Annotated in this window: 22 protein-coding genes and 1 tRNA gene; 12 read left to right on the top strand and 11 right to left on the bottom strand. The window is 57.0% G+C overall.

From position 1 onward, the window contains the following. Positions 1-41: 41 nt before the first annotated feature. Positions 42-1556, top strand: coding sequence for a winged helix-turn-helix domain-containing tetratricopeptide repeat protein (locus tag CU103_RS15455; RefSeq protein ID WP_106664928.1), 1515 nt, complete (start codon positions 42-44; stop codon positions 1554-1556). A gap of 110 nt (positions 1557-1666) precedes the next feature. On the opposite strand, the gene CU103_RS15450 is transcribed toward CU103_RS15455, so the two are convergent. Beyond that, positions 1667-2059, bottom strand: coding sequence for a GFA family protein (locus tag CU103_RS15450; protein ID WP_106664927.1), 393 nt, complete (start codon positions 2057-2059; stop codon positions 1667-1669). Positions 2060-2140: 81 nt separating this feature from the next. Next, positions 2141-3067: a Gfo/Idh/MocA family protein gene (locus tag CU103_RS15445; protein ID WP_106664926.1), complete on the bottom strand. Its 927-nt coding sequence runs from the start codon at positions 3065-3067 to the stop codon at positions 2141-2143. Between the two features lie 262 nt (positions 3068-3329). On the opposite strand from CU103_RS15445, the gene CU103_RS15440 reads away from it, so the two are divergent. From CU103_RS15440 to CU103_RS15405, 7 genes are all read left to right on the top strand, one after another. Continuing rightward, entirely contained in the window at positions 3330-3992 is a 663-nt protein-coding gene (locus tag CU103_RS15440) for a VOC family protein (protein ID WP_106664925.1), read from the top strand. Positions 3993-4386: 394 nt separating this feature from the next. Then, positions 4387-6822, top strand: coding sequence for an ATP-binding protein (locus CU103_RS15430; RefSeq protein ID WP_106664923.1), 2436 nt, complete (start codon positions 4387-4389; stop codon positions 6820-6822). 174 nt (positions 6823-6996) lie between these two features. Next, positions 6997-8481 carry a hypothetical protein gene (locus CU103_RS15425; protein WP_146147805.1) on the top strand — a complete coding sequence of 495 codons (1485 nt, stop codon included), beginning with the start codon at positions 6997-6999 and terminating at the stop codon, positions 8479-8481. A gap of 70 nt (positions 8482-8551) precedes the next feature. After that, complete coding sequence (locus CU103_RS15420; protein WP_106664921.1) at positions 8552-8932, top strand: response regulator transcription factor; 381 nt, start codon at positions 8552-8554, stop codon at positions 8930-8932. 2 nt (positions 8933-8934) lie between these two features. Beyond that, the gene (locus tag CU103_RS15415; RefSeq protein WP_106664920.1) at positions 8935-10698 is read left to right on the top strand and encodes a tetratricopeptide repeat protein; all 1764 of its coding nucleotides are present in this window, start codon (positions 8935-8937) and stop codon (positions 10696-10698) included. Then, a complete protein-coding gene (locus tag CU103_RS15410; RefSeq protein WP_106664919.1) occupies positions 10698-11741 on the top strand; it encodes a HEAT repeat domain-containing protein in 1044 nt (347 codons plus the stop codon). The genes CU103_RS15415 and CU103_RS15410 overlap by 1 nt, the downstream gene beginning before the upstream one ends. After that, positions 11738-13162, top strand: a complete 1425-nt coding sequence (locus CU103_RS15405; protein ID WP_106664918.1) for a glycosyltransferase family 2 protein — start codon at positions 11738-11740, stop codon at positions 13160-13162. The genes CU103_RS15410 and CU103_RS15405 overlap by 4 nt, the downstream gene beginning before the upstream one ends. Before the next feature lies 1 nt (position 13163). Here the strand turns inward: CU103_RS15405 and CU103_RS15400 are convergent, their stop codons facing one another. Further along, the gene (locus tag CU103_RS15400) at positions 13164-13487 is read right to left on the bottom strand and encodes an Hpt domain-containing protein (RefSeq protein WP_106664917.1); all 324 of its coding nucleotides are present in this window, start codon (positions 13485-13487) and stop codon (positions 13164-13166) included. Positions 13488-13489: 2 nt separating this feature from the next. Next, positions 13490-13867, bottom strand: coding sequence for a response regulator (locus CU103_RS15395; protein WP_106664916.1), 378 nt, complete (start codon positions 13865-13867; stop codon positions 13490-13492). A gap of 255 nt (positions 13868-14122) precedes the next feature. Here CU103_RS15395 and CU103_RS15390 point away from each other — a divergent pair, with 255 nt between their 5' ends. Continuing rightward, positions 14123-14464 (top strand): DUF1344 domain-containing protein, encoded by a 342-nt coding sequence (locus CU103_RS15390; protein WP_162707080.1) that lies wholly within the window; start codon positions 14123-14125, stop codon positions 14462-14464. Between the two features lie 104 nt (positions 14465-14568). Here CU103_RS15390 and CU103_RS15385 read toward each other — a convergent pair. Continuing rightward, a tRNA-Pro gene (locus CU103_RS15385) sits at positions 14569-14645 on the bottom strand. Between the two features lie 1041 nt (positions 14646-15686). On the opposite strand from CU103_RS15385, the gene CU103_RS15380 reads away from it, so the two are divergent. Both CU103_RS15380 and CU103_RS15375 read left to right on the top strand, forming a co-directional pair. Then, the gene (locus CU103_RS15380; protein WP_113172748.1) at positions 15687-15938 is read left to right on the top strand and encodes a hypothetical protein; all 252 of its coding nucleotides are present in this window, start codon (positions 15687-15689) and stop codon (positions 15936-15938) included. Between the two features lie 25 nt (positions 15939-15963). Continuing rightward, a complete protein-coding gene (locus CU103_RS15375; RefSeq protein ID WP_106664913.1) occupies positions 15964-16275 on the top strand; it encodes a hypothetical protein in 312 nt (103 codons plus the stop codon). Positions 16276-16416: 141 nt separating this feature from the next. Here the strand turns inward: CU103_RS15375 and CU103_RS15370 are convergent, their stop codons facing one another. The 6 genes from CU103_RS15370 to CU103_RS15345 form a co-directional block, all read right to left on the bottom strand. Further along, positions 16417-16974 (bottom strand): MerR family transcriptional regulator, encoded by a 558-nt coding sequence (locus CU103_RS15370; RefSeq protein ID WP_106664912.1) that lies wholly within the window; start codon positions 16972-16974, stop codon positions 16417-16419. A gap of 124 nt (positions 16975-17098) precedes the next feature. Continuing rightward, a complete protein-coding gene (locus CU103_RS15365; RefSeq protein ID WP_008128366.1) occupies positions 17099-17419 on the bottom strand; it encodes an integration host factor subunit alpha in 321 nt (106 codons plus the stop codon). Positions 17420-17542: 123 nt separating this feature from the next. Next, complete coding sequence (locus tag CU103_RS15360; RefSeq protein WP_106664911.1) at positions 17543-18514, bottom strand: beta-ketoacyl-ACP synthase III; 972 nt, start codon at positions 18512-18514, stop codon at positions 17543-17545. Between the two features lie 7 nt (positions 18515-18521). Then, entirely contained in the window at positions 18522-19607 is a 1086-nt protein-coding gene (gene plsX, locus CU103_RS15355; protein ID WP_106664910.1) for a phosphate acyltransferase PlsX, read from the bottom strand. A gap of 212 nt (positions 19608-19819) precedes the next feature. Next, on the bottom strand, positions 19820-20389 hold the full coding sequence (locus CU103_RS15350; RefSeq protein ID WP_106665002.1) for a YceD family protein: 570 nt from the start codon (positions 20387-20389) through the stop codon (positions 19820-19822). 13 nt (positions 20390-20402) lie between these two features. Then, complete coding sequence (locus tag CU103_RS15345; protein ID WP_106664909.1) at positions 20403-20963, bottom strand: ubiquinol-cytochrome C chaperone family protein; 561 nt, start codon at positions 20961-20963, stop codon at positions 20403-20405. 125 nt (positions 20964-21088) lie between these two features. On the opposite strand from CU103_RS15345, the gene CU103_RS15340 reads away from it, so the two are divergent. After that, complete coding sequence (locus CU103_RS15340; RefSeq protein WP_106665001.1) at positions 21089-21595, top strand: outer membrane protein assembly factor BamE; 507 nt, start codon at positions 21089-21091, stop codon at positions 21593-21595. Positions 21596-21648: the final 53 nt, after the last annotated feature.

The raw sequence follows: 21648 nt of genomic DNA, 5'->3' as shown, positions 1-21648 counted from the left end.
GGCGCCCCAATAGTTTCCAAAAACCTTTAGACGGGCTATTGATGCGCCGTATGGGATCCCATTTTGCCTTTGGTCCGTTCGTGCTTGATTCGGGTGCGGGAACGCTCCTTCGGAACGGTGTTTCCGTTGCCGTTGGCTACCGCGCGCTAAAGCTGCTTGCGGCGCTTGTCGAACGGCCAGGCGAAATCCTGGGCAAGGCCGAGTTGATGGACGCCGCGTGGCCGGGCACCGCCGTCGAGGAAGGCAACCTCACCGTGCAGATTGCGCAGCTGCGGAAGCTGCTTGGTCCGGCCAGCAACGGCGGTCAATGGATCGTCACGGTTCCGCGCGTCGGCTACCGCTTCACGGGGGCCATCGAACAGCTCGGTGGCGCGAAGCGGATACCTTTGCCGCTACCCAGCAAACCATCGATAGCCGTGCTGCCTTTCGTTACCGTCAGCAACGATCCCGAACAGGAATCCTTCGCGGACGGATTGACCGAAGACCTGATCACCGAGCTTTCCAGGACCTCCGGCCTGTTCGTCATCGCGCGCAACTCGGCCTTTGCCTACAAAGGAAAGGCGATGGACGTGCGCGAGATTGCACAGGACCTTGGCGTCCGCTACCTGCTGGAGGGGAGCGCACGACGCGCCGCGGGGCGCGTGCGCATCAACGCACAGCTGGTCGACGCGGTGAGTGGCGATCATCTCTGGGCGGAACGCTTCGATCGCAGCCTGGGAGATATATTTGCCGTCCAGGACGAGGTGACGGCCAAGATCGTCGAGGCGCTGCTCGGGCGGCTGCGCGCACCGCCTCCGCGCAATCGGCCCAAAAATCTCGAGGCTTACGATCTCTGCGTACGGGCGCGAAGGCTGATGGATGACTCGCCGCAGGCGGCGCAGGAAGCACATCTGATGCTCACGCGTGCGATTTCACTCGATCCGGGATACGCCGAGGCCTATCGCTGGCTTGCCATGAACCATTGGATGGGATGGGTACATTCCGGTGGACCAACCGAACCTACCCGCAGCGTTGCCTTGGAACTGGCGCGCAAAGCTGTCGCGATCGATCCAAACGATGCCGGCTGTCGCTGGATCCTGGCTTACCTGCTTGCCTATGAGCGCAGCTTCGCCGAGGCGGAGGCGGAATTCGCCAAGGCGATCGAGCTCGACCCCAACGAAGCCGATACTTGGGCGGCACTATCCGACATCGCGGTCCTGGCCGGGCGGATCGATGAAGGCCTTGAGTACATTCGCAAGGCGTTCCGGCTGAACCCGTTTCCGGCGAGCTGGTACTACCTGACGCTCGGCCAGGCGCAATATGCCGCCGGCGAATACGAAGCCGCTGTCGAGACCCTGCGCAGGGACGAGACTTATCGCACAAGCTCACGCCGTTTCCTGGCGGCAAGCCTCGCACAACTCGGCCGTCTCGACGAGGCGCGCGCAGAGGCCGAATTGTTTCTCGTCGGCAACCCGCATTTCACGACCCGCCACTGGGCCATGACGGAGCCATTCCGCGACGCTGCGACGCTTGAACATTTCGTTGATGGCTACCGCAAGGCCGGTCTTCCAGAGTGAGGCAGCGGCGTGACCGAACGCGCCGTCTTTGAAAGCATCTGGTTCGAGATGCCGATCAGGGCATACATCTGTGTTGCCTTGTAACGATGGCTTTGCACCGCTCCCACGGCCTACTCCTCAAAACGGCTCGTGGCCTCGCGATTGCGGTCGTATCGTCGCGTAAGCGGAAATGGCGGCAACCAGGCCTCGCGTCGGACGATCCAGCTTTCGTAAGTCGGTATCAGTTGATCAGGGGCATCCAGAGATCCGAGGTACACTTCGATTTCATCTGCGGTGCGTGCGAAAACGGACGAGCCGCAGCGGGGACAGAAATAACGCCCGGCGTAGTCGCCCGTTTCGCCATCGATCGTCACCGCATCCTGAGGGAACACCGCAGAAGCGTAAAAAAGGGCGCCATGATGCTTGCGGCAGTCAAGACAGTGGCAAATGCCGACCCGGTATGGGGGTCCCGACGCCACAATTCGGACGTTACCGCACAGGCAACCGCCGGTGAATCGATCCATGCTGGGCCTCCTCTACATCAAGGCAAGCAGCCAACTCTTTGAAAAACAGGATGAAAGCACCTGCAACCATCCCATATGAAATCATTCGAGGAAAGCCGCCACAAGCTTCCGCTTCCCAAGCAAGAACGCATCGGCCACGTGGCGGAGCGGCGCCAGATCGACATCGGACGTCCCCGATTTTATGATTTCGGCAAACCGGGCGTAGAGCGCAGAGTATTCCTGCTCAGGCTCCGCAAATTTGAGATCGCCATCGATCAAAAGCTTCGCGCCGCCTTCGGCGAGGACCATGGTACCTGCCTCGGTCTCCGCGATGATATCCCAGGTCTGCTTTCCAGTTTGCCGCCAGTCGAACACGGCATGTATTGGCAGGTTGCCGGCGTCCGTCAAATGCAGCTCAGCCGCGATGGGCGCGTCGCAATTCTCCGGGAATTCAAGTGTCGCGGCGGTGATGAAGGCGGCCCGCGGCAATATATGGGTGACGATCGACAGGGCGTTGATACCTGGATCAAAAACGCCAAGCCCGCCTGCCTGCCAGATCCAGGCCTGATTCGGGTGCCAATGGCGGACGTCTTCCTTCCAAATGACTTTCACGCTTTTTATACGCGTCAAAGCGAGGAAAGCCTTGGCGGGCTCAACAGCCGGAGCATAGCGCGAATGCCAGCTCGCGAAGAGTGATACCCCCTTGGCTGCTGCCGTCGCTTCCAAATCAGCGACTTCGGAAAGTGTGGCTCCAGGAGGCTTTTCCAGGAAAACATGTTTACCGGCCGAAAGCGCCTTATGAGCAGCTTCGTAACGATATTGCGGCGGCATGCACAAAGACACTGCATCTATCGAAGGGTCTGCGTCCAGCATCGCTTCGATAGTCTTGTGGGCGGGCACGCCATCGACCGTGCCACGGCGGCTCGCCGTCGCGACAAGATTGAAATCCGCGCTTTTTGCCACCGAAGGCAAATGCTGATCGCGGACGATTTTGCCAACGCCAACGATGGCGAGATTGATAGGTGGCATATTGTGAACTCGCTTTGCTATTTCGCTTGAAAGTATGAGGTATTACGGCCGACTTTTGAAGAAGTCCATTGACGCTCACGCCGGAAAAAATCGCTGGATAGATAGAGGAAATACTGGGGGTTACGGGAGTCGCGACATCCAATCCGATGAGGGCCGGACGCTACCATGGGGTTGAGCATGATCACAATAATTCATTTTACACCGATCTTTGTCCGCACTACCCTTATCTGTGGTCTTAGTACGCCTCAAGGAGGACGATGCCATGACAACAGCAGAGACACCTGGATCGCGGACAGTCGACATGAAGCTCGAAATCGTCGTCATTCCGGTTTCGGACGTTGATCGCGCCAAGGAATTCTACGCAGGCCTCGGCTGGAGGCTCGACGCCGATTTCGCCAGCAATGACTTCCGCGTGATCCAGTTCACACCGCCTGGCTCCGGTTGCTCGGTCATCTTCGGCAAGAACGTCACCGCGGCGTCTCCCGGCTCCGCCCAAGGGCTGTACCTGATCGTCTCCGACATCGAGGCGGCCTGCAAAGAGCTGCGTGGTCGCGGCGTCAACGTCAGTGACGTGTTTCACCCCGCCGGCGATGTATATACAGGTCCGGACGAACCTTATCTGTTTGGACGCACGCGGGTTGGCGGTCCGGATCCCGCGCGCGGCAGCTACCGCTCCTTCGCGTCCTTCAGCGACCCCGACGGCAATGGCTGGCTGTTCCAGGAATTGACTGCGCGATTGCCCGGACGCGTGGACGTAAACGAAACGACGTTCACCTCGTCGACGGAACTCGCGGGCGCGCTACGCCGTGCGGAGACGGCACACGGGGAATTCGAAAAGGGGCTCGGCCACCGGGATGAGGACTGGCCCAACTGGTACGCGGAGTACATGGTCCAGGAGCAGTCCGGCAAACCACGCCCCACATAACCGGTCCCCACTCAACTCAGGATGTGGATCGCGCCTTCAAATCCAACGTTCTCAGATATAGCGCGGTTCGACTATGGCGTTCTCCTCCGCTGCGCCTTTGCTGACCAACCCATCGTCCGCATCGAATCGTGTGCGTTTCGCAGGAGCGAACGTGTTTCCTGCAGATGAACTTTCCACCCCGGAACCCCATATCTTCCCAGATCGCGGCAACGCCCGCCGGAGCAACAAAAACTGCCGGGAAGCTGCAGGCAGAGCCAGATGAACACCCCCAATCGGACGGCCGGCATTCATTGATCGCGACAGTTTGCGACCGGTCTCCACTCGCCAAACCTGTTTGCAGAGTAAATTATTAGGTTAGGTTCTATTATCGTCAAGCCAAACAGGGAAAAGCCCGATGTCATTCGAAACAGTTATTCACCTCATCCAGAGCGCGAGTGTCCTCGTAGTGGCAGCGCTGCTTCTGGCCCTGCTCGGGTCGAATCTGGATCGCAAGCCGCTGGCGAGACGTTTGATCGTCGGGCTGATCTTCGGGATTGCCGGTTTTCTCTCGATGGCCGACCCCCTGGAAATCTTGCCGGGGATGTTTTTGGATGCACGAAATGTCGTGATCGCATTGTCCGCCGGATTCAGCGGAATTGTGGGCGTAGCGGTCACCGCGGCGATCGTGATTGCCGTACGCTTTTGGCTCGATGCCGGGGCTTTTACCGCTGTCGTTGGCATCGTGATAACAGCGATCGGAGGCGCATCATACCGGCATTTCGTGGCACGGAATCGGCCACTGGCGCTTAAGGATCTTATAGCCTTGGGTCTGGTTGCCACGGTGCTGCCCCTGTCGGCGCTCGTGCTGTTGCCCCGAGAAACCGCTCTGTTCCTGATGAAGAACGTTCTGCCCTTTACCTTGCCGATAAACTTTGCCGCGACGATCCTGATCGGGCTGCTGGTTCTCGGAGATCGTCAGCGGCGCTGGGCCCTTGCGTCGATGCGCGATGCCGTCGCACGCCTTCAAGGCGTTACCGACAATGCGCCGGGCATGTTCTTCCAGCAAAGAATATCTCCCGAAGGAAAGCCAACGCTCTTGTTCGTCTCGAAAGGCGTGGAGCGGCTGCTGGGTGTTTCGCCCGAGGATTTCGTGAACGGCAGCATCGATCCCATGTCGAGGGTGCCCGACGCCTACAGAGACGAGGTCACCGCCAAGCTGCGGGAAGCTGCATTGAATTCAACCGCCTGGGATTTGGAAACGCCTTATTCCATGAGCAATGGCTCGGAAATCTGGGTTCGCGGTCAAGCACAGCCGCGCCAAGATGAAAACGGCCAGACGCTGTGGGAGGGCTTTCTGATCGATATTACCGCCCAGAAGCAGGCCGAGCAGATGAAGAACGAATTCATCTCGACCGTCAGTCACGAACTGAGGACACCACTGACCTCGATCCGGGGCTCTTTGGGTCTGATAACCGGCGGAGCGGCGGGCGAGCTTCCGCCCAAGGCCAATGCGCTCCTCCAGATAGCCCAGGCAAACAGCGAGCGCCTCGTCAGATTGATCAATGACATTCTCGACATGGAACGGATCGAATCCGGTCGCATGCCGTTCCATATCCAGCGCTATGGCTTGCGGCAGCTCATCGATCAGGCGGTCGAGGCCAATAGCGGCTATTTCAACGAGCACAGCATCGGCTGGACCGTCACGGACAATACAGCAGGAGCGGAGGTGCTCGTCGACAGCGACCGCTTCCACCAGGTGATGAACAATCTGTTGTCCAACGCCATCAAGTTTTCTCCTCCAGGCGGGGAAGTGTCGATATCCCTCGACCCCCGGCCGAAAGGCATCCGCGTAGCCATCAGTGACCGTGGCCCGGGCATCCCCGAAGCGTTCCGATCGCGAATGTTCGGCAAATTTGAACAGGCCGATTCCTCCGATACCAAACAAAAAGGCGGCACCGGGCTCGGGCTATCCATTTCCAAGGCGATCGCGGAGCGCCTTGGCGGAGCACTTTCATTTGAATCCGAGATGGGTCAGGGAACCACTTTCTACATCGATATTCCCGTGGCCGAGCAAGTCGAATTGCCCGTGCCTTCTGTCCCCGAGGGATGGGACCGCGTTCTGGTCGTCGAAGACGATCATGACGTTGCAAGGCTCATCAGAATTCTACTCGCAAATGAAGGGATCGATTGCGATATCGCCCACGGTGTTGCCTCGGCTCGCCGGATGATTCAAGAAAACGACTATAAGGCCATGACCCTCGACATCCGGCTTGCCGGTGAAAGCGGCATCGACGTGTTCAGGGAGCTGAGAGCTAACAAAGCCACTGAACAGTTACCCGTCGTGGTCATTTCTGCAATCGTCGACGAAGCCAAGGCCGCGATCAATGGCTCGGCATTTGGTGTGGTGGATTGGATACAAAAGCCGGTTGATCCCGAGCGATTTGGTCTGGCGATCCGCAAGGCTTGCCAAACATCCGCCGGTAAACCAAGGATCCTGCACATCGAGGATGATCCCGGCGTCAGAGAGGTGATCGCGGCCGCATTGGGCGATGATGTTCTGATCGATGGGGTGACCACAAGCGCTGAAGCCCTGGAGCATTTGGCCGGCAATAACTATTCAACCGTCATCCTCGACCTCTCCCTACCGGACGGTTCCGGCGCCGACCTCCTTCCGTTTATCCCCACAGGCACAGCAGTCATCATTTTCTCGGCGATGGACATCAGCGACGCCCTCAGAGAGAGTGTTACGGCAGCGTTGACCAAGACCAGAACTACAGAAATCGACGTTGCCCGTGTCATTCGCGATGTCATGGCCAATAGCGTGTCGCCGAAAATCTCTGAGAAAACATGACGAATGGCCGCCATGCGTCTTCGCGTCGAACCACTGGTGCTGCAAGCCGCCTTACTGATCGGGTGCGCATTATCCGCGAACGCTGATGGGCTCAATTTGTGCAAAGAAAGGTCAGGTCCGGTCCTGCTCAAGACCGAACGACATAGTGCCGGTTGCGAATGGCAAGACAGCGTTATGAACCAAGCGGACATCATCTGGATGGATCTCATCGCTAAAAGCGCCAAAGCGCCCTCCCGCCTTGTCATCGAGGGTTTGACAAAAGACGGGCAGTTCGTTCCCGAGCGGGCACATGGTGAAAACACCGGCGCAACGCCGCGTTTGCCCCTTTTGCCATTTGAAACCAACGTGTTGCCTCTGTTGGATGGAACGGTCTTCGGGCGGGAAAAGCGCGTGTCGTTCAAGAACAAGCGCAATGGACTGCAGTTGACCTGCAAGCCTGGCACGGCGCCCGCGGGTCTGATTCTGAAGCCAACGGCCCACCGTATCCCGCAAGGCCTCGACCAATCCATCGTGATGGGGGGTGTTGCCCGCGGCCAGTTCCGATCTGCAGCGGTTGCGGCCGGAGCGGATGTTCCAGCGACTGCACCGTTCTTTCCCGAGAGTAAGACAACACCGGTTGAATTGTGGCTGCCGGATCCGGCCGGGCGTGGCTTGCCTGGACATGGCACTGAACAGATCGTGCTCCTCTGTCCTGAGACAGCGGGCACGATCGACATCCGGTCGATCGCCCTTCGGCCGGGTGCGAAGCTGGCTACCCGCCCTATCCTGGCATCCTGGGTCTGGCAACCGGAAGACTGGCAGAAAAACCCGGCCGAAATTCTCGCTTGGGCCACATCCATGCAACTCAATCGCCTTTATCTCCAGCTCGACATCGCCGCGGGTGAAGTTGCGCATCCTGAGTTGCTAGGGACATTTTTGACTGAAGCAGCCGATGCTGGCATTGCAGTGTTTGCTGTTGAAGGCGATCCCCAGATGGTTCGCGGCGACGGAAGAACGAATGCGCTGGCGCGCACGAGTGCTATCTCAAGATTTCAGGACGCAGCCATGCCGAATGGACGGCTCGCAGGCATCCAATATGATATCGAGCCATACATATCGCCGGCCTATGCATTTGATCGACAGGCAATCTGGAAAGATTGGTCTTACACACTGGAGGAACTTCACAGGCTATGGCGCAGCAACATAGAGGTCGTCGTTCCGTTCTGGCTTATTGACGATGTTGACGGGCGGGATGCGATCGAGCGTATACAATCATTTGTATCGTCCTTCACCGTGATGGCCTACAGGACCAGTGATGAGGCGATTGTGGAAGCGTCCGAGCCGTGGCTGAACTTTGGCGTCCTGCACGGTGTCAACATCATCATAGCATTGGAAAGTGGTCCGGTTCCGGACGAGGTCCACCGCACCTATGTTCGGTCGAACACCGGCACAGCTGAGGTCGTGCGTTTTTCCGAAGCCGATGCTGTGTTGGTGTCAGATAAGCCGATTTCATTAGACCGGGGGATGATTTATGCGTTCAGTCATGAGATAAAGGTTTCCGGCGACAGAATCAGTTTTAAAGGGAAACTGCCTTTGTTGCTGGCAACGATCGACAGACTCCGTACCACCTTTCCTTCATGGCGATCTTTTTCCGGGTTTGCCCTGCATGGGCTGAGGTAGCAAATTCCTGCGGTGCAAATCTTAAATGTGATTCGACATTTTTGAACGACGACATGGCTTGGGTATCTGTATGACCGAAAAAACAAAAATCCTCATTTGCGATGATGATCCCCTGCTGCTTGAGCTCGTTGAGTATAAGCTGAAGGCCAAGGGCTATTTGGTCATCCGCGCTGAAAACGGAGAGGACGCACTCATAGCTATGGCGGCAGAAAAGCCAGACCTTGTTGTTCTGGATGCAATGATGCCGATGCTGGATGGGTTTGAGGTTTTAAGGCACATCAAGCAACATCCGGATTTCGCGCAAATGCCGGTTGTCATGCTTACCGCGCGCAAGAGTGAGAAGGATATCGTCAGTGCACTTGATCGGGGTGCTGACGATTATCTCGTCAAACCGTTCATTCCAGACGAACTGCTCGCGCGTATCTCCCGGCTGCTTGCTGCGAGGCGATAGGCATGCCGGCGCGACGCTTCATCTGGAGGATTGCGGCCGCGCTCGCGTTGAATTTCTGTGCGTCCTGGGCGCTGGCGCAGACGAGCGAGACAGAACGCCTCTACAAGGAAGGAGTGGACGCGCGGCTCCATGACCGGTTTGACGAGGCAAGGTCCAAGCTGGAAGAAGCCGCAAGACTTGCGCCGGCCAATGCCGATGTCCTGGTTCAGCTTGGTTTCACGTTCCTCGCTCTGGGAGACATCGGAGGCGCAGAAACGGCATTCAAGCGAACGCTTGAAATATCGCCAGCTTATGTTGATGCCAAGTTTGGTCTTGCCCAGATCGCTTTCAGGCGTGGCGATCTTCCCGGGGCAAAGATGTTCGTTGATCAGGTGCTGACAGAACGGCCCGATGATGCCGATGCCAAAGCCCTTCAAGTGAACATTGCCAAAGCAGAAGCGGAAAAAGCCCGGCCGCGCGCCGCAGCACAAAAGTCAGACAAGCTTGTACGCGGGGCGGCTCCGGTTCCGCGTCCGGATCCAGTTGTTCAACTGGCAGATGAAGCACGCAAACGGCGTATGGAGGGGCGGTTTGGCGAAGCGGAAGTTTTGTACAACAAGGCGCTGACACATGACCCGCGCAATGTCGACCTGTTGGTCGCATTAGGAATGGTCCAAGGCTACCAACAGAAATTTGAAGATGCGCGGCTCAGCTTCGAAAAAGCATTGGCCATTGCGCCGAATTCACTTGATGCCAAGATCGGTCTTGTCCGTTTGTCAATCTGGACAGGCGGTACCGAAGCAGCGGCGGCCCAGTTGCAGTCGCTCTCCTCAACGTCCCCGGATAACCGGGAGATACTGGGCTTGCGCGCTCGAGTGTTGCTTCTAGAGGGTCACGCAGCCGAAGCGGAAGCGGCCTTTGCAGCTCTCGTTGCCGCTGATGGCAACGATGTCGATGCCGTTCTTGGCCTGGGGGATGCCCGCCGCGCGCAAGGGCGGGAAAAGGCGGCACTGCAGGCTTACCAGGCGGCACTTGTCCTCGATCCGGATTCAGTGGATGTTCAACAGCGTCTCGATGCGCCTGCACCCAAGTTTTGGCGGTTGGATATCGACGGCAACTACAGCACCTTGACGGGATCGCAACCAGACTGGTCAGAGGGTAGCATCGCCCTGTCGCGTGCGTTCGGTCCAGATACCACACTGACCGCCCGCTTCTTCGCCGCCACGCGCTTCGATCATTCGGACCAGCAGGCGGAGCTCGGCATCGCGCACAAATTCAGCGATCTCTTCTCCGGATACGCGTTTGCCTCAGTCACACCCGACGCGGATTTTCTACCGCAATATGCCATTGGCGGGGGTGGTGCGCTTCTGGTGACAAAGGGCGCCGATCGTTTCGGCCCCCTGTCGGCAACGCTTGATCTTAAATACGAGCGCTATAGCGATGGCGACGTTGAAACGGTTTCACCAGGATTGCAGCAGTCGCTATGGTCGGACAAACTGGTCCTGACGGCCAAATGGATCAATGTGTTCGATCAACAGCAGCACCATGCGGGAGGCTATCTGGTCCGCGCGGACTGGTCCGTCGTCGATCGCCTGCGCCTCTTTGCTGGCTATTCCGACGCGCTGGAACCGTCCGATGGCATAATGATCCCAACACAGTCGATTTTCGGAGGCCTTTCATTCGACTTAAACGAGCAAGTGACGCTGCGGACCAACTTCGCCCATGAAGAACGGGAGAATGCTTACAATCGCGACGTTTACGGCGTTGGCATGACCTGGCGGTTTTGATGTTGTATGGCCTTTGGATCATTTCCCTTTTGCTTGCCGCCATCTCGCTACTGGTAATGACTGGCCTTGTCGCGGCGCGTATGTTTCGAGCCAACAGGCAGGAACGGCGCGAACTGGCCCGGAAACGACTGCTTCCCGCATTTCTCGCCTTTACCGAAGACGGCGATCAAGAGGCATTTCTAAGCAAGGCGGCTACAGTTCCAATGTCGACAACCGTCGATCTGTCGCTCGAATTTCTCAATCTCATGCGGGGGGACGAACATGCAAACCTCGTAAATGTCCTGACCCGCGCGGGGGTCGCTCGAGAGCTCGTTTTTCGCACCGCCCGGGGCAACCGGACCAGCCGAATTCATGCGGTTGAGGCTCTGCCGTTTTTTCCCGGACCCGAGACCACTGTATCACTTCAGAATGCGCTGAAGGATCGATCGGCAGACGTTCGACTTTCAGCTGCAATTGGACTTGTCGCCGGCGGGAGCAACGTGCCACTTGCGGAATTGCTGGAACAACTCGGCACTGGTGATTTGGCTTCGCGCCGATTGGTTGGTCTGTTTCGCCACCTTCCGGCGGAGCGATTGGATGAATTGAGAGAAATCCTGAAGTCGGGAGAGACGCCCTCGATCGTCCGGGCCGCAGCGATCGAAGCGCTCGGTACTTCAGGCGATTACTCGCTCTTGCCGCTGTTTGCCGCCTGCATCGCGGATGGGGAGCCAGAGGTCAGTGCAGCAGCAATCCATGCAATAGGCGAACTCGCACATCCGGCAGGAGCAACTGCAATTGAACGGGCGCTGACGAACGCTGATTGGCAGGTCCGTGCGGAAGCAGCGACGGCGGTGGCTCGCATTGGCCTCGACAGGGCCAGCGGGCAATTGAGCGAGCTCCTGGAGGATGACCAGTGGCTGGTCCGGTACGCGGCCAGCAAGGCGCTTTTCGATCTGGGGGTCGATGGCCGCACTGTGCTGGTCGACATCGCCAAGGGTGGCAGACCTCGCAGTCAACGGGCGGCCGCGCTGCTCCTCGCGGAAGAAGGGTACGAGGCACAATGAACGATTGGCTGTACTGGATCACAACGGGCGCCACGATCATCGCAGGTTTCGTGATCACGTGCGGTTTGGCACAAACGACGGTGTATTTGTTACAGCTGCTGCTGGCAGCGATGGCACTTTCCAGCCGCCCTCCGGTTGCGAGGGCAACACTGCTGTGGCGCCGCTACAGCGACGTGGCGCCGCCGGTTGCGCTGGTGGTGCCCGCGTACAATGAAGAAATGAATGTCGTTGAAAGCGTGCGTTCGCTGCTGTCGCTGGAGTACCCTGCCTACGAGGTGATCGTCGTCAACGACGGTTCACGCGACGCGACACTGGACCGGCTAAAGGAGGCATATCAGCTGCGTCTTGTGACCCGCCCATACGAAGAAGCCCTGTCGCACGCGCCGATCCGGGGAATCTACGCATCGCAGCTTAGCAACCGCCTGTTTGTCGTCGATAAAGACAATGGTGGAAAAGCCGACGCCCAAAATGCTGGCATCAACGTTTCCCGGGCGCCCCTGTTCTGCGTCATCGACGCAGACTCGATTCTTGAACCGGATGCGCTGTTGCGCGCCGTGCATCCATTCGTGGATGATCCAGTCCGGACCATTGCGGTGGGAGGAACCATTCGGATCGCCAATGGCTCCGAGGTCAGCGGCGGACGTGTCTCGAACGTGCGGCTCCCCCGAAAACTATTGCCGCTCCTGCAGATCGTCGAATATTTAAGGGCATTCCTGATGACGCGGCTCGCCTGGAGTCGCATCAATACACTGATGCTCGTCTCGGGAGCTTTCGGTATATTTCGCCGCCGCGAGGCAGTTGAGGTGGGGGGCTTTACAAAAGGCTCAATGGGCGAGGATCTTGATTTTATCGTCAAGCTGCATCGCCACATGCGGGACAACGACCGCGATTACAGGATTGAATTTATTCCGGAGCCCGTTTGCTGGACCGAGGCGCCCGAATCCCTTGACGTTCTCGGCCGGCAGCGGTCGCGCTGGCAGCGGGGATCACTGGAAGTGTTTTTCCGCTACCGCTCAATGCTGTTCAATCCCCGCTATGGCCGCATAGGCTTTCTCGGCTTTGGCCACATATTCCTGGTCGATGTCATCGGGCCGGTTATCGAGGTTCTCGGCTACATTCTCATGCCGGCCTTTTGGCTGCTTGGTATTCTCGCGCTCGACTATCTCCTCGCCTTCACCGCCTTGGTTTTCACTTACGGCGTCTTCATCAGCGTCATGTCCCTGATCCTTGAGGAGGTCGAACTACGGCGTTTTCCGAGGGCACGGGATCTGGTCATTCTCACCGGGGCAGCGGTTCTGGAGAATTTCGGCTATCGTCAAATCAACAATTACTGGCGCCTGAAGGGCATGTGGCAATACGCACGCGGCGGCAGCGAATGGGGCCAGATGACCCGAAAAGGCTTTGCCAAGCAGACGAAATAAATCAGGACTTCCCGACGTCCTGCCTGGTCTCCAGCGCGTCATTCATTGCCGCGATGAGACCATCCAGCAAGGTCTTTACCATATCTTCGTTTGTCTGGCCGCCATTTTCCTGAAGAACCGTCTCGAGTTCCATCGCAGCGTTGCTGATCGCCGGAAATCCAAACATGCCACCGGAGCCAGCCAGGGAATGTATGAGCCGCAGGAAATCCGCCTGCTCGTCCACTGCCGCACCTTCGCCTATTGAATAGCCAGCGCGAAGCAGGGGAAGATTTGTTCCGCACCGCTCAAGAAACCGCTGACGCAGCTCATTAAGCTTGTCTTCCATGTTCAACTCGCCGGCAGGTATTTGCGCACGTCTTTCGCCAGTGCCATAGGATCGAACGGCTTGGCGATAACGCCTGCTGCACCCAGTTGCAGAAAGCGCTCGACATCGCGCGCCTGGGTTCTCGCTGTAATGAAGACCACCGGAATTTTCTGCGTGATCGCGTCCCTGCGAAGCTCCTCCAAGGTCATGGGTCCATCCATGCCAGGCATCATGACATCGAGCAGTATCAGGTTTGGTTTCCAGCTCCTCGCCACCTCGAGGGCCTCCTGGCCTCCAGCACAGGTTCTCACCTCAAGAGCAGCATCCAGTTCCAATGCCATTGAGGCGACCTCGCGAATGTCGCTCTCATCATCAACATAGATCACGCGCCAGGATGCCAATACGTCCTCCAATCCATTATCGAGTTGAGAACTTGCTTCAATTCGGCTCCCCGTGTCCAGTCGCAATTATCAATTTCTGCTCAACGGAAGTTGAACAACATTACATGCAATTCATTGTTTTTGCGTATATTTGAGACGTATGATCTCGCTAGCTGACACATGATGTGCCGGTGTGGGGACGGGACGATGCAGTCCTTGTCGAAGCTCGGACTGGCACATCGGCTCCCGTCCAAAACAGGACCAGGGAGGTTCGTGATGAAAAAAATCATTCTTGCAATCTCTGCACTCGCCCTGGCGACAGGTGTCGCCGCCGCAGCGCAAGCGCCGAGGAGTTACCCATCCGCAATGAGGGCGGCCCATCCCGCCGCTCAGCTGTTCAGCACGACAGGAACTGTCGAAAGCTTGGACCCGCGATCAAAAACTGTTCAGTTGACCACTGGCACAAAATATCAACTGCCGAAGACGGCTGACTTACGAGGCGTGGCGGTCGGGGAGAAGGTCCGGATCAGCTGGACCGCTCAAGATCCTTACGGCACCTCGTTCGGCAACAGCGAGTCCGACGAATTCCACGCAAATCGTTTGGTTGTCGTGCGGTAGTTGACCTTGAAACTTATAGTCCGCCAGCGTGAAGTTGGCGGACTGCCGGGCCTCACGCTGGCCAGCAGCGTACTTCCGCTCAACGTTGAAAACATTACACGAAATGGTCGGAGTGGCCGGATTCGAACCGACGACCCCTTGACCCCCAGTCAAGTGCGCTACCGGGCTGCGCTACACTCCGACACTATTGCTAAATCAACGACTTAGCCGGGCATCTGCTCCTCAGAATGTTCGGCTTGTTTGCCGGGGAATGCTGAGGGCAACAGTCTTGCCGATTATTTGCGAGGCTTCTGGGGGAAACCACTATCGACAGCGGAGCAATTACCCTATGGCGCTACAGGAGGCAAGGGCCCCGCGGAAGTGCGGACAAGAAAAATCCGGCGGCGATCCGAGCCGGTGGGCGCATGGGGTATCCAGGATACGCCCGCCGATGACTTACGATCCTTGATGCGCTTGACCAGCTGGAGGTTTTCAAGACCTGTGCTGAGGCGGAGTTTGATCAGGACGTGGCCTTTTGCTGAGACAAGCGTCCAAAAAAGTGGGGAGGAAGAGCCGAGCCTGCGGGGGGGTGCAGTGGCGGTCTTCCTCCCAAGAGGCTTGACCGGATTGGGGGATCGGAGCCAAGCCTTCATTATCTTACACCTTAGAGATTAGTTCAGTCTAATGAATTTGATTGAACTAAATCGGGCACAGATCGACCATTTGGCCTTTTGGCATTTCCTTATTATCCAGTCCGCTTTGGGGGCGCCCCAGTTTCGGGTGATGGATCAAGCGCCTTTGGGCACTTCCCATCACCAGCCTACACGCAGCCTACGGGATCACTCCGGCTCATAGCTTACCGATAATGAGGGAGACGAGAGTGTTCCCAAAAAGGGGAGAGATGAGACATTGGCCCTTGGGGATGGGGTATCCCGGCTGCCGATAAGTTGCCTCAACCCCTCCCAGATGGCTTGCCGTGGGCTTTGGGGCTTATGAGCGGCAAGCGAAAGTAGAATACACCTTGACGACGGTTGCCGTCAGCGGGGCAATTCGATGTAGGTGCCACCGCAATCGCCAAACAGAAAACACCCGCGTGCTGCCTGACCACAAGCGCAAGGGCACTTTCGCGTCTATGCCATATGCCAACCCGCCGCTGGCTTCCCTTCCGAAGTTCCATCAAACAATTGCGGAACATATGCAAGGCACGCGCCGTTATACCTCCTCAATGAAAAGGAGCTTTGATATGGCGATATTCTCGAAGAATGCGGATGAGATACAGGGTGACGTTGAGGCACAGATTGCGGCCTTGCGCAAAGAAATCTCGAAAATCACTGCAAGCCTTTCGGATTTAAGCGGTGAACGATTTGACGACATGAAGCGGGTTGCAACCAGGCAGGCACGCTATGCCGCAGACACTGCCAAGGAAAATCCGGTTGCTACCTTGGCGCTCGTTGCAGGTGCAGCTCTCCTGATCGGGCTTTTCTCACGCCGCTAATCTTGGCTTACGAAGGACGACCACAATGGACGACATGACCGATGCAATGCAAAGTGAAACCGACCAGGCGCGGCTGAGAAGCGAGATTGCCGACCTCAAACGCGACTTGGCTGCTATCGCCAAAACGCTCTCTGACAAAGGTATTGAACTATTGGACGATTTTACGGACGGGGACCGTTCAACCCTTGATGAGATTAAAGAGCGCGGCCAGCGTGCAGCGATAGGGTTGGGATATCAAGCGCGCAAGATTGCCAACACGCCAACACAAAACTCGGTGTCGACACTGATGATTATCGCCGGTCTTGGCGTCATCATCGGCATGTTGGCCGCCAGGTGATAAATAAACCGATTCTGTCGGGAACCTTTAAGCCAGTCTTGCGTTTTCCCGGAACTGGTCCCCCAACCAGTTAGGCCGCACCCCACGGCCAACCCCCGAGTCCCAGCTTTCATTTGTTTGAAAGCTGGGCTTTTTTTGGCGTTAACGAACCTGATCGAGGAGACGCTTGCACTCAAGCAGGTCGAAAAGCGTTTCCTGGAGCAAGGTTCGATTGTCCTTGGAAAGCCGCTTGCCATCAGCCGCTACCGGACCCTCATCATCGCCCTTGATCAATCCAAACAGGCGCCGGCCCTGCGGTGCGGATTTGGGCGTGCCCATGACCGCGGCTTCTTCGTCTGCATCCGCCCTGCTCTGTTCGGCGGCCAGCGCTTCTTCTTGACGTGCGGTGGCCTGCCTCTGCTGGCTGATCGCCTCAGCCGCTGCCGTGTCACCGCTGCCGAGGGCAATGATGAACTGGGTGCCATTCTCCCGCAACAGACGCTGCACGCCCTTGATCGTATAACCCTGATCGTACAGGAGATGGCGGATACCTTTGAGAAGGTCAACGTCTAGAGGACGGTAATAACGGCGGCCACCGCCGCGCTTCATTGGCTTTATATGGGTGAACCGTGTTTCCCAGAAGCGCAGCACATGCTGTGGCAGATCAAGGTCTTCAGCGACTTCGCTGATGGTTCTAAATGCGTCGGGACTCTTGTCCATGATTTCACCCTTTCAGGAGAAATTCTGATTCGACGTCCATTTCAGCGGTTTGTGGTCCATTTTTCAAGCGTGACGCGAGATTACCGCACAGTAATCTCGCTCATTGGGCCATAAACCTTAAATGTCAGGCAGATTTCTTCTTGCGCGTCTGGTGCGAACGCAAAATTCTCTGCTTGAGAACATTGGACGCTTTGAACGTCATGACCCTGCGCGGTAGAATTGGAACCTCTTCACCGGTCTTTGGATTCCGGCCAATTCGTTCGTTCTTGTCTCTTACCTGGAACGTGGCGAACGATGACAACTTTACTGTCTCGCCACGAACAATTGCGTCACACACTTCATCGAGAATTGTCTCGACCAGTGAAGCTGACTCTGTTCGCGAAAGCCCTACCTTGCGATAGACCGCCTCAGCCAGATCAGCGCGCGTAATGGTCTTACCCCCCATACGATCTCAAAGCTCTCGTTTGTTGCAAAACTACCAGGTGACAGCGGAAGTTATAGGATGAAAACCGATCGGGCAAGCAGCTTGGAAAAGTTCGTGAACTAATCTGCCCGCCCAATCAAGCTGCTACCACCGTAGCAGAACTGCACCCCACGTAAAGCCCCCACCCATGGCTTCGAGGAGCACTAAATCGCCCTGCTTGATGCGGCCGTCTTCGACAGCGGTCGCTAGTGCTAAGGGTACTGAAGCGGCTGATGTATTTCCGTGTTGGTCCACGGTGATAACGACCTTTTCTTCCGCAAGATTGAGCTTCTTTGCGGAGGCATCGATGATGCGCTTGTTGGCCTGATGAGGGACGAACCAATCGATATCCTCAGCGGTGATTCCGGCCTCGGAAAAGGAGGCTTCAATAACGTCAGTGATCATGCCGACAGCGTGCTTGAAGACCTCCCTGCCCTCCATTCTGAGATGGCCGACTGTTTGCGTCGAGGACGGCCCGCCATCAACATATAGTTTCTGCTTGTGCGAGCCATCGGAGCGCAGATTGGCTGTAAGAACGCCTCTGTCGGAGGTCAGCCCACGTCCCTCACTGGCCTCCAGCACCAGCGCTCCGGCGCCATCGCCAAAAAGCACGCAGGTGGTGCGGTCGTTCCAGTCCAGTATGCGGGAGAAGGTCTCGGACCCTATTACCAGGACACGTTTTGCCATGCCGCCACGAATATAGAGGTCTGCCGTGGTAACGGCATAGACAAAGCCGGAACAGACGGCCTGCATGTCGAACGCAAAGCCGTGTGTCATACCAAGGCGCGACTGAATATCCACGGCCGAGGCGGGGAATGTATTGTCTGGCGTCGAAGTCGCCAGGATGATCAGATCAATATCGTCCGGCGTCAGGCCCGCATTGTTCAAGGCTGCCCGTGCGGCTGCTTCGCCCAGCGAAGCCGTCGTTTCGCCCTCGCCAGCAATGTAGCGTTGCCGGATACCCGTTCGCTGCACGATCCATTCGTCTGATGTTTCAACGATCCCTTCAAGATCAGCGTTCTTTACCAGACGTGCCGGTTTGGCTGCGCCTATACCTCTTACAACGGATCGGATCATCGAAGCTCTACTTTTCCTGTTGCTCTATTTCAACTTCGGCGGCGCTCTCGGTCTCATCCTGGAAAGCCGCGCCAACCGGGCTCTTGTGAAAATGGGTCAGATCCGCAGCGATCTTGTCCAAGAGCTTGTTATGGGCCATGTCGTAGCCCACATCGATAGCCGAAGCAAAGCCTAAAGCATCGGTGCCGCCATGGCTCTTGATCACAACACCGTTCAATCCCAGGAACACACCGCCATTGGTCTTGCGGGGGTCCATCTTCTCACGCATGCGGTCAAACGCGCCCTTGGCAAAGAGATAGCCTATCCTCGACATGAGCGTGCGGTTCATGGCCTCGCGCAGATACTGCGTGTACTGCTTTGCGGTTCCTTCGGCTGCCTTGAGAGCGATATTTCCGGCAAAACCTTCAGTCACGACAACGTCGACGGTCCCCTTGCCAATGTCGTTCCCTTCGACGAAACCGTAATATTCGAGGCTCGGTAGCGGAATTTCACGGAGGATGCGCGCCGCGTCCTTGACATCGTCCTGCCCCTTGATCTCTTCGACGCCGACATTGAGCAAGCCGATGGTGGGACGCTCGATCTCGAACAGGGAGCGCGCCATCGCCGCTCCCATAACGGCATAATCGACCAGTTGCTGCGCGTCGGCGCCGATGGTGGCGCCGATATCGAGCACGATGCTCTCACCACGCAAGGTCGGCCAGACGCCGGCAATGGCCGGCCGCTCTACATTCGCCATCGTGCGCAGGCAGAATTTTGACATGGCCATCAGGGCGCCAGTGTTGCCGGCGGAAACGCAGGCATCGGCCTCCCCGGTCTTGACCGCTTCGATGGCGCGCCACATGGATGATTTCCACCGGCCATTTCGCAAAGCCTGACTCGGTTTTTCATCCATGCGGACCGCAACGTCACAATGGTGGAGCGTCGAGGCGTTGGACAAAGCCTGATGGCGGGCCAGGACAGGTTTTACTTCTTCTTCGCGTCCGAAGATTACAAACCTGATATCAGGATGGCGCTCCAGCGCCGTTGCCATGCCGGGAATAACGATCTCGGGACCGAAATCACCGCCCATGGCGTCAATGGAAATTCTGATCACTCTCGATTGTCCTGTCCTGTTCAGTGCTTGTCAGTAAGATTTTTTGAAAAGACTCGGCGAAAATAGTCATTTTGCATTGGTGCACAACTGGTTTCTGCCCGTCTGCCGGTTCCTTGAGCTGAATTATCGTGAAACCCCGCCCCAATAAACAGTGTTATGCGGTCCTCCCCGGACCATTCATGCAGCTACTTAGTCGCAGGACGTGCCCCCGATCAAGTCTTCTGTTTCCAATCCTTCAGAGCTGCGAACGGGTTTGCTGGCTTTTCAGCGTCGTCATTACCTTCCCCATAGGTCACAACGACTGGAGCGGCGGCCTCCACACCGTCCTTACGCGGATAGGGATCGATCGCAAGTTCAAAAAACTCCTCGGCAATGGCACCCGCATCCAGCGTATCGCCGGAAAATGTCTCCGGTATATCCGGACCCTCGGCGCTGATGATCAGCTCACCATTCTCATCAAGCGGCAATCGGGCGAGGCGCGAGTTTTCCGGAACAAAGATCGCGTCGATCTCCGTATCGATCTTTGCGTCAATGGGTTCCAGTGTGACAATGCAGGACTGGACGATCTCTGCCTTGACCACGCCACGAATGCGAACACCATCTTTCTTCCACGGTATGACCTGCAGGTCGGCCCGAAAGGATCTGACATCCTCAAGTTCGTGAAAGTCACGCAATGCCTCACGCTCGCGGGCACTTGCCTCGATTTTGACATTCAGCCCCTTTGGCGGGAGCCGTTGAACCGAAACCGGAAAACTCATTGTCCCGTCTGTATTCCGTGTCATCAGCTTCATCCTCTCAAAGCGGCGATGATGGACGATCGGCCGCGGCATCAGGAAATGTAACCTTGCCGCCAGCGATTATATCATCTGGTTGATCTTCGAGGTGCCGTACCGTTTGCCCGACATAACTTGCAAGTGCATCTGCACCCGGCCAGGCCTGAGCATCCGGCCGGACATTGCGAGCAAGCGCTGCGGCGAGCGCCGGGTGATCGTTGTGTTGAAGCGCCATGTCATAAGATTCAATCCGGCCGTAGAACATGCGCGCCAGCTTCTTCATACGCTTTGGTACACCCGAATCTCCGATGCCGAGCTCTCGCAAGGAGTGATCGACGTCCCTGAAAAACTCGTCCGTTACCTCCTGGCCGATCGATTTCAACGCCGGCGTTCGGCCCTTGATCCGACGCATGAACAAGAAAATATGCAGCGAAAGCATTTCATAGCGGCCTAACGGTGAATCCGGAACGTCAAGCTCGGAATAAAAGTATGGCTGCCGCGCCGCTGCCACGATCGCATCGTAGAGGGCAATTGTAATCGCCTCATTTGCTTTGGCTTTGCGGCTAAAAAGACTGAGAATCATAGAGTTGTGCTTTCACTTGGGTCTGGTACGCAACACATGTCGCGTGTTGCATCGGACTTCAAGGTGGTTTACCGAAGTTCTGCGGGCGGCGAAAGACTTGCGCCCAGTTTGAAATGGAGATGTCGTTGCTGGAGCGGATTTTCAAGACCGATCGTTCACGGGAATACCTTCTCGTTGGAACCCTTCTTTTAGCCGCAGGGCTTGCGGGTTGTAACACCGCCAACCTCAATCCATCGGAGACACTGACACAAGGCTATGTGCTCGACGAGAAGACGCTCGAATTCGTCCCCGTGGGCTCCAGCCGCGAACAGGTCGTTTTGTCACTTGGCAGCCCGTCGACAACAGCCACCTTTGACAACGAGGTTTTCTATTACATTTCGCAGAAGCGCCACCGTAGTGTCGCCTTCATGATGCCGAAAGTGACGGAACGCCGTATTCTGGCCGTCTATTTTGACAAAGACGGCAAAGTTTCCAGCATTTCCAACTACGGATTGCAGGACGGCAAGGTGTTTGACTTTATTTCCCGTACGACGCCGACGGGCGGCAAAGACCTCTCTTTCCTCGGCCAGATGCTGGCTGGTGTCGGCAAGGCACCGTCTTCGCTTGGCGGAGGCGGCGCTCCGCCGCAATAAAAAACACTCAATACAAAAAACCCACGAAACCAGATCGTGGGTTTTTTGTTGCA

The sequence above is a fragment of the Phyllobacterium sophorae genome, from assembly GCF_003010965.1.
In the GTDB taxonomy this organism is placed as follows: domain Bacteria; phylum Pseudomonadota; class Alphaproteobacteria; order Rhizobiales; family Rhizobiaceae; genus Phyllobacterium; species Phyllobacterium sophorae.
The sequence above is the reverse complement of the archived record's forward strand: the minus strand, read 5'-3'. Positions and strand labels throughout refer to the sequence as shown.

Bases quoted from the DNA above. Each gene is read 5' to 3' on its own strand.
- CU103_RS15455 (WP_106664928.1), top strand. From the start codon at position 42: ATGCGCCGTATGGGATCCCATTTTGCCTTTGGTCCGTTCGTGCTTGAT.
- CU103_RS15450 (WP_106664927.1), bottom strand. From the start codon at position 2,059: ATGGATCGATTCACCGGCGGTTGCCTGTGCGGTAACGTCCGAATTGTG.
- CU103_RS15445 (WP_106664926.1), bottom strand. From the start codon at position 3,067: ATGCCACCTATCAATCTCGCCATCGTTGGCGTTGGCAAAATCGTCCGC.
- CU103_RS15440 (WP_106664925.1), top strand. From the start codon at position 3,330: ATGACAACAGCAGAGACACCTGGATCGCGGACAGTCGACATGAAGCTC.
- CU103_RS15430 (WP_106664923.1), top strand. From the start codon at position 4,387: ATGTCATTCGAAACAGTTATTCACCTCATCCAGAGCGCGAGTGTCCTC.
- CU103_RS15425 (WP_146147805.1), top strand. From the start codon at position 6,997: ATGAACCAAGCGGACATCATCTGGATGGATCTCATCGCTAAAAGCGCC.
- CU103_RS15420 (WP_106664921.1), top strand. From the start codon at position 8,552: ATGACCGAAAAAACAAAAATCCTCATTTGCGATGATGATCCCCTGCTG.
- CU103_RS15415 (WP_106664920.1), top strand. From the start codon at position 8,935: ATGCCGGCGCGACGCTTCATCTGGAGGATTGCGGCCGCGCTCGCGTTG.
- CU103_RS15410 (WP_106664919.1), top strand. From the start codon at position 10,698: ATGTTGTATGGCCTTTGGATCATTTCCCTTTTGCTTGCCGCCATCTCG.
- CU103_RS15405 (WP_106664918.1), top strand. From the start codon at position 11,738: ATGAACGATTGGCTGTACTGGATCACAACGGGCGCCACGATCATCGCA.
- CU103_RS15400 (WP_106664917.1), bottom strand. From the start codon at position 13,487: ATGGAAGACAAGCTTAATGAGCTGCGTCAGCGGTTTCTTGAGCGGTGC.
- CU103_RS15390 (WP_162707080.1), top strand. From the start codon at position 14,123: ATGAAAAAAATCATTCTTGCAATCTCTGCACTCGCCCTGGCGACAGGT.
- CU103_RS15380 (WP_113172748.1), top strand. From the start codon at position 15,687: ATGGCGATATTCTCGAAGAATGCGGATGAGATACAGGGTGACGTTGAG.
- CU103_RS15375 (WP_106664913.1), top strand. From the start codon at position 15,964: ATGGACGACATGACCGATGCAATGCAAAGTGAAACCGACCAGGCGCGG.
- CU103_RS15370 (WP_106664912.1), bottom strand. From the start codon at position 16,974: ATGGACAAGAGTCCCGACGCATTTAGAACCATCAGCGAAGTCGCTGAA.
- CU103_RS15365 (WP_008128366.1), bottom strand. From the start codon at position 17,419: ATGGGGGGTAAGACCATTACGCGCGCTGATCTGGCTGAGGCGGTCTAT.
- CU103_RS15360 (WP_106664911.1), bottom strand. From the start codon at position 18,514: ATGATCCGATCCGTTGTAAGAGGTATAGGCGCAGCCAAACCGGCACGT.
- CU103_RS15350 (WP_106665002.1), bottom strand. From the start codon at position 20,389: ATGACACGGAATACAGACGGGACAATGAGTTTTCCGGTTTCGGTTCAA.
- CU103_RS15345 (WP_106664909.1), bottom strand. From the start codon at position 20,963: ATGATTCTCAGTCTTTTTAGCCGCAAAGCCAAAGCAAATGAGGCGATT.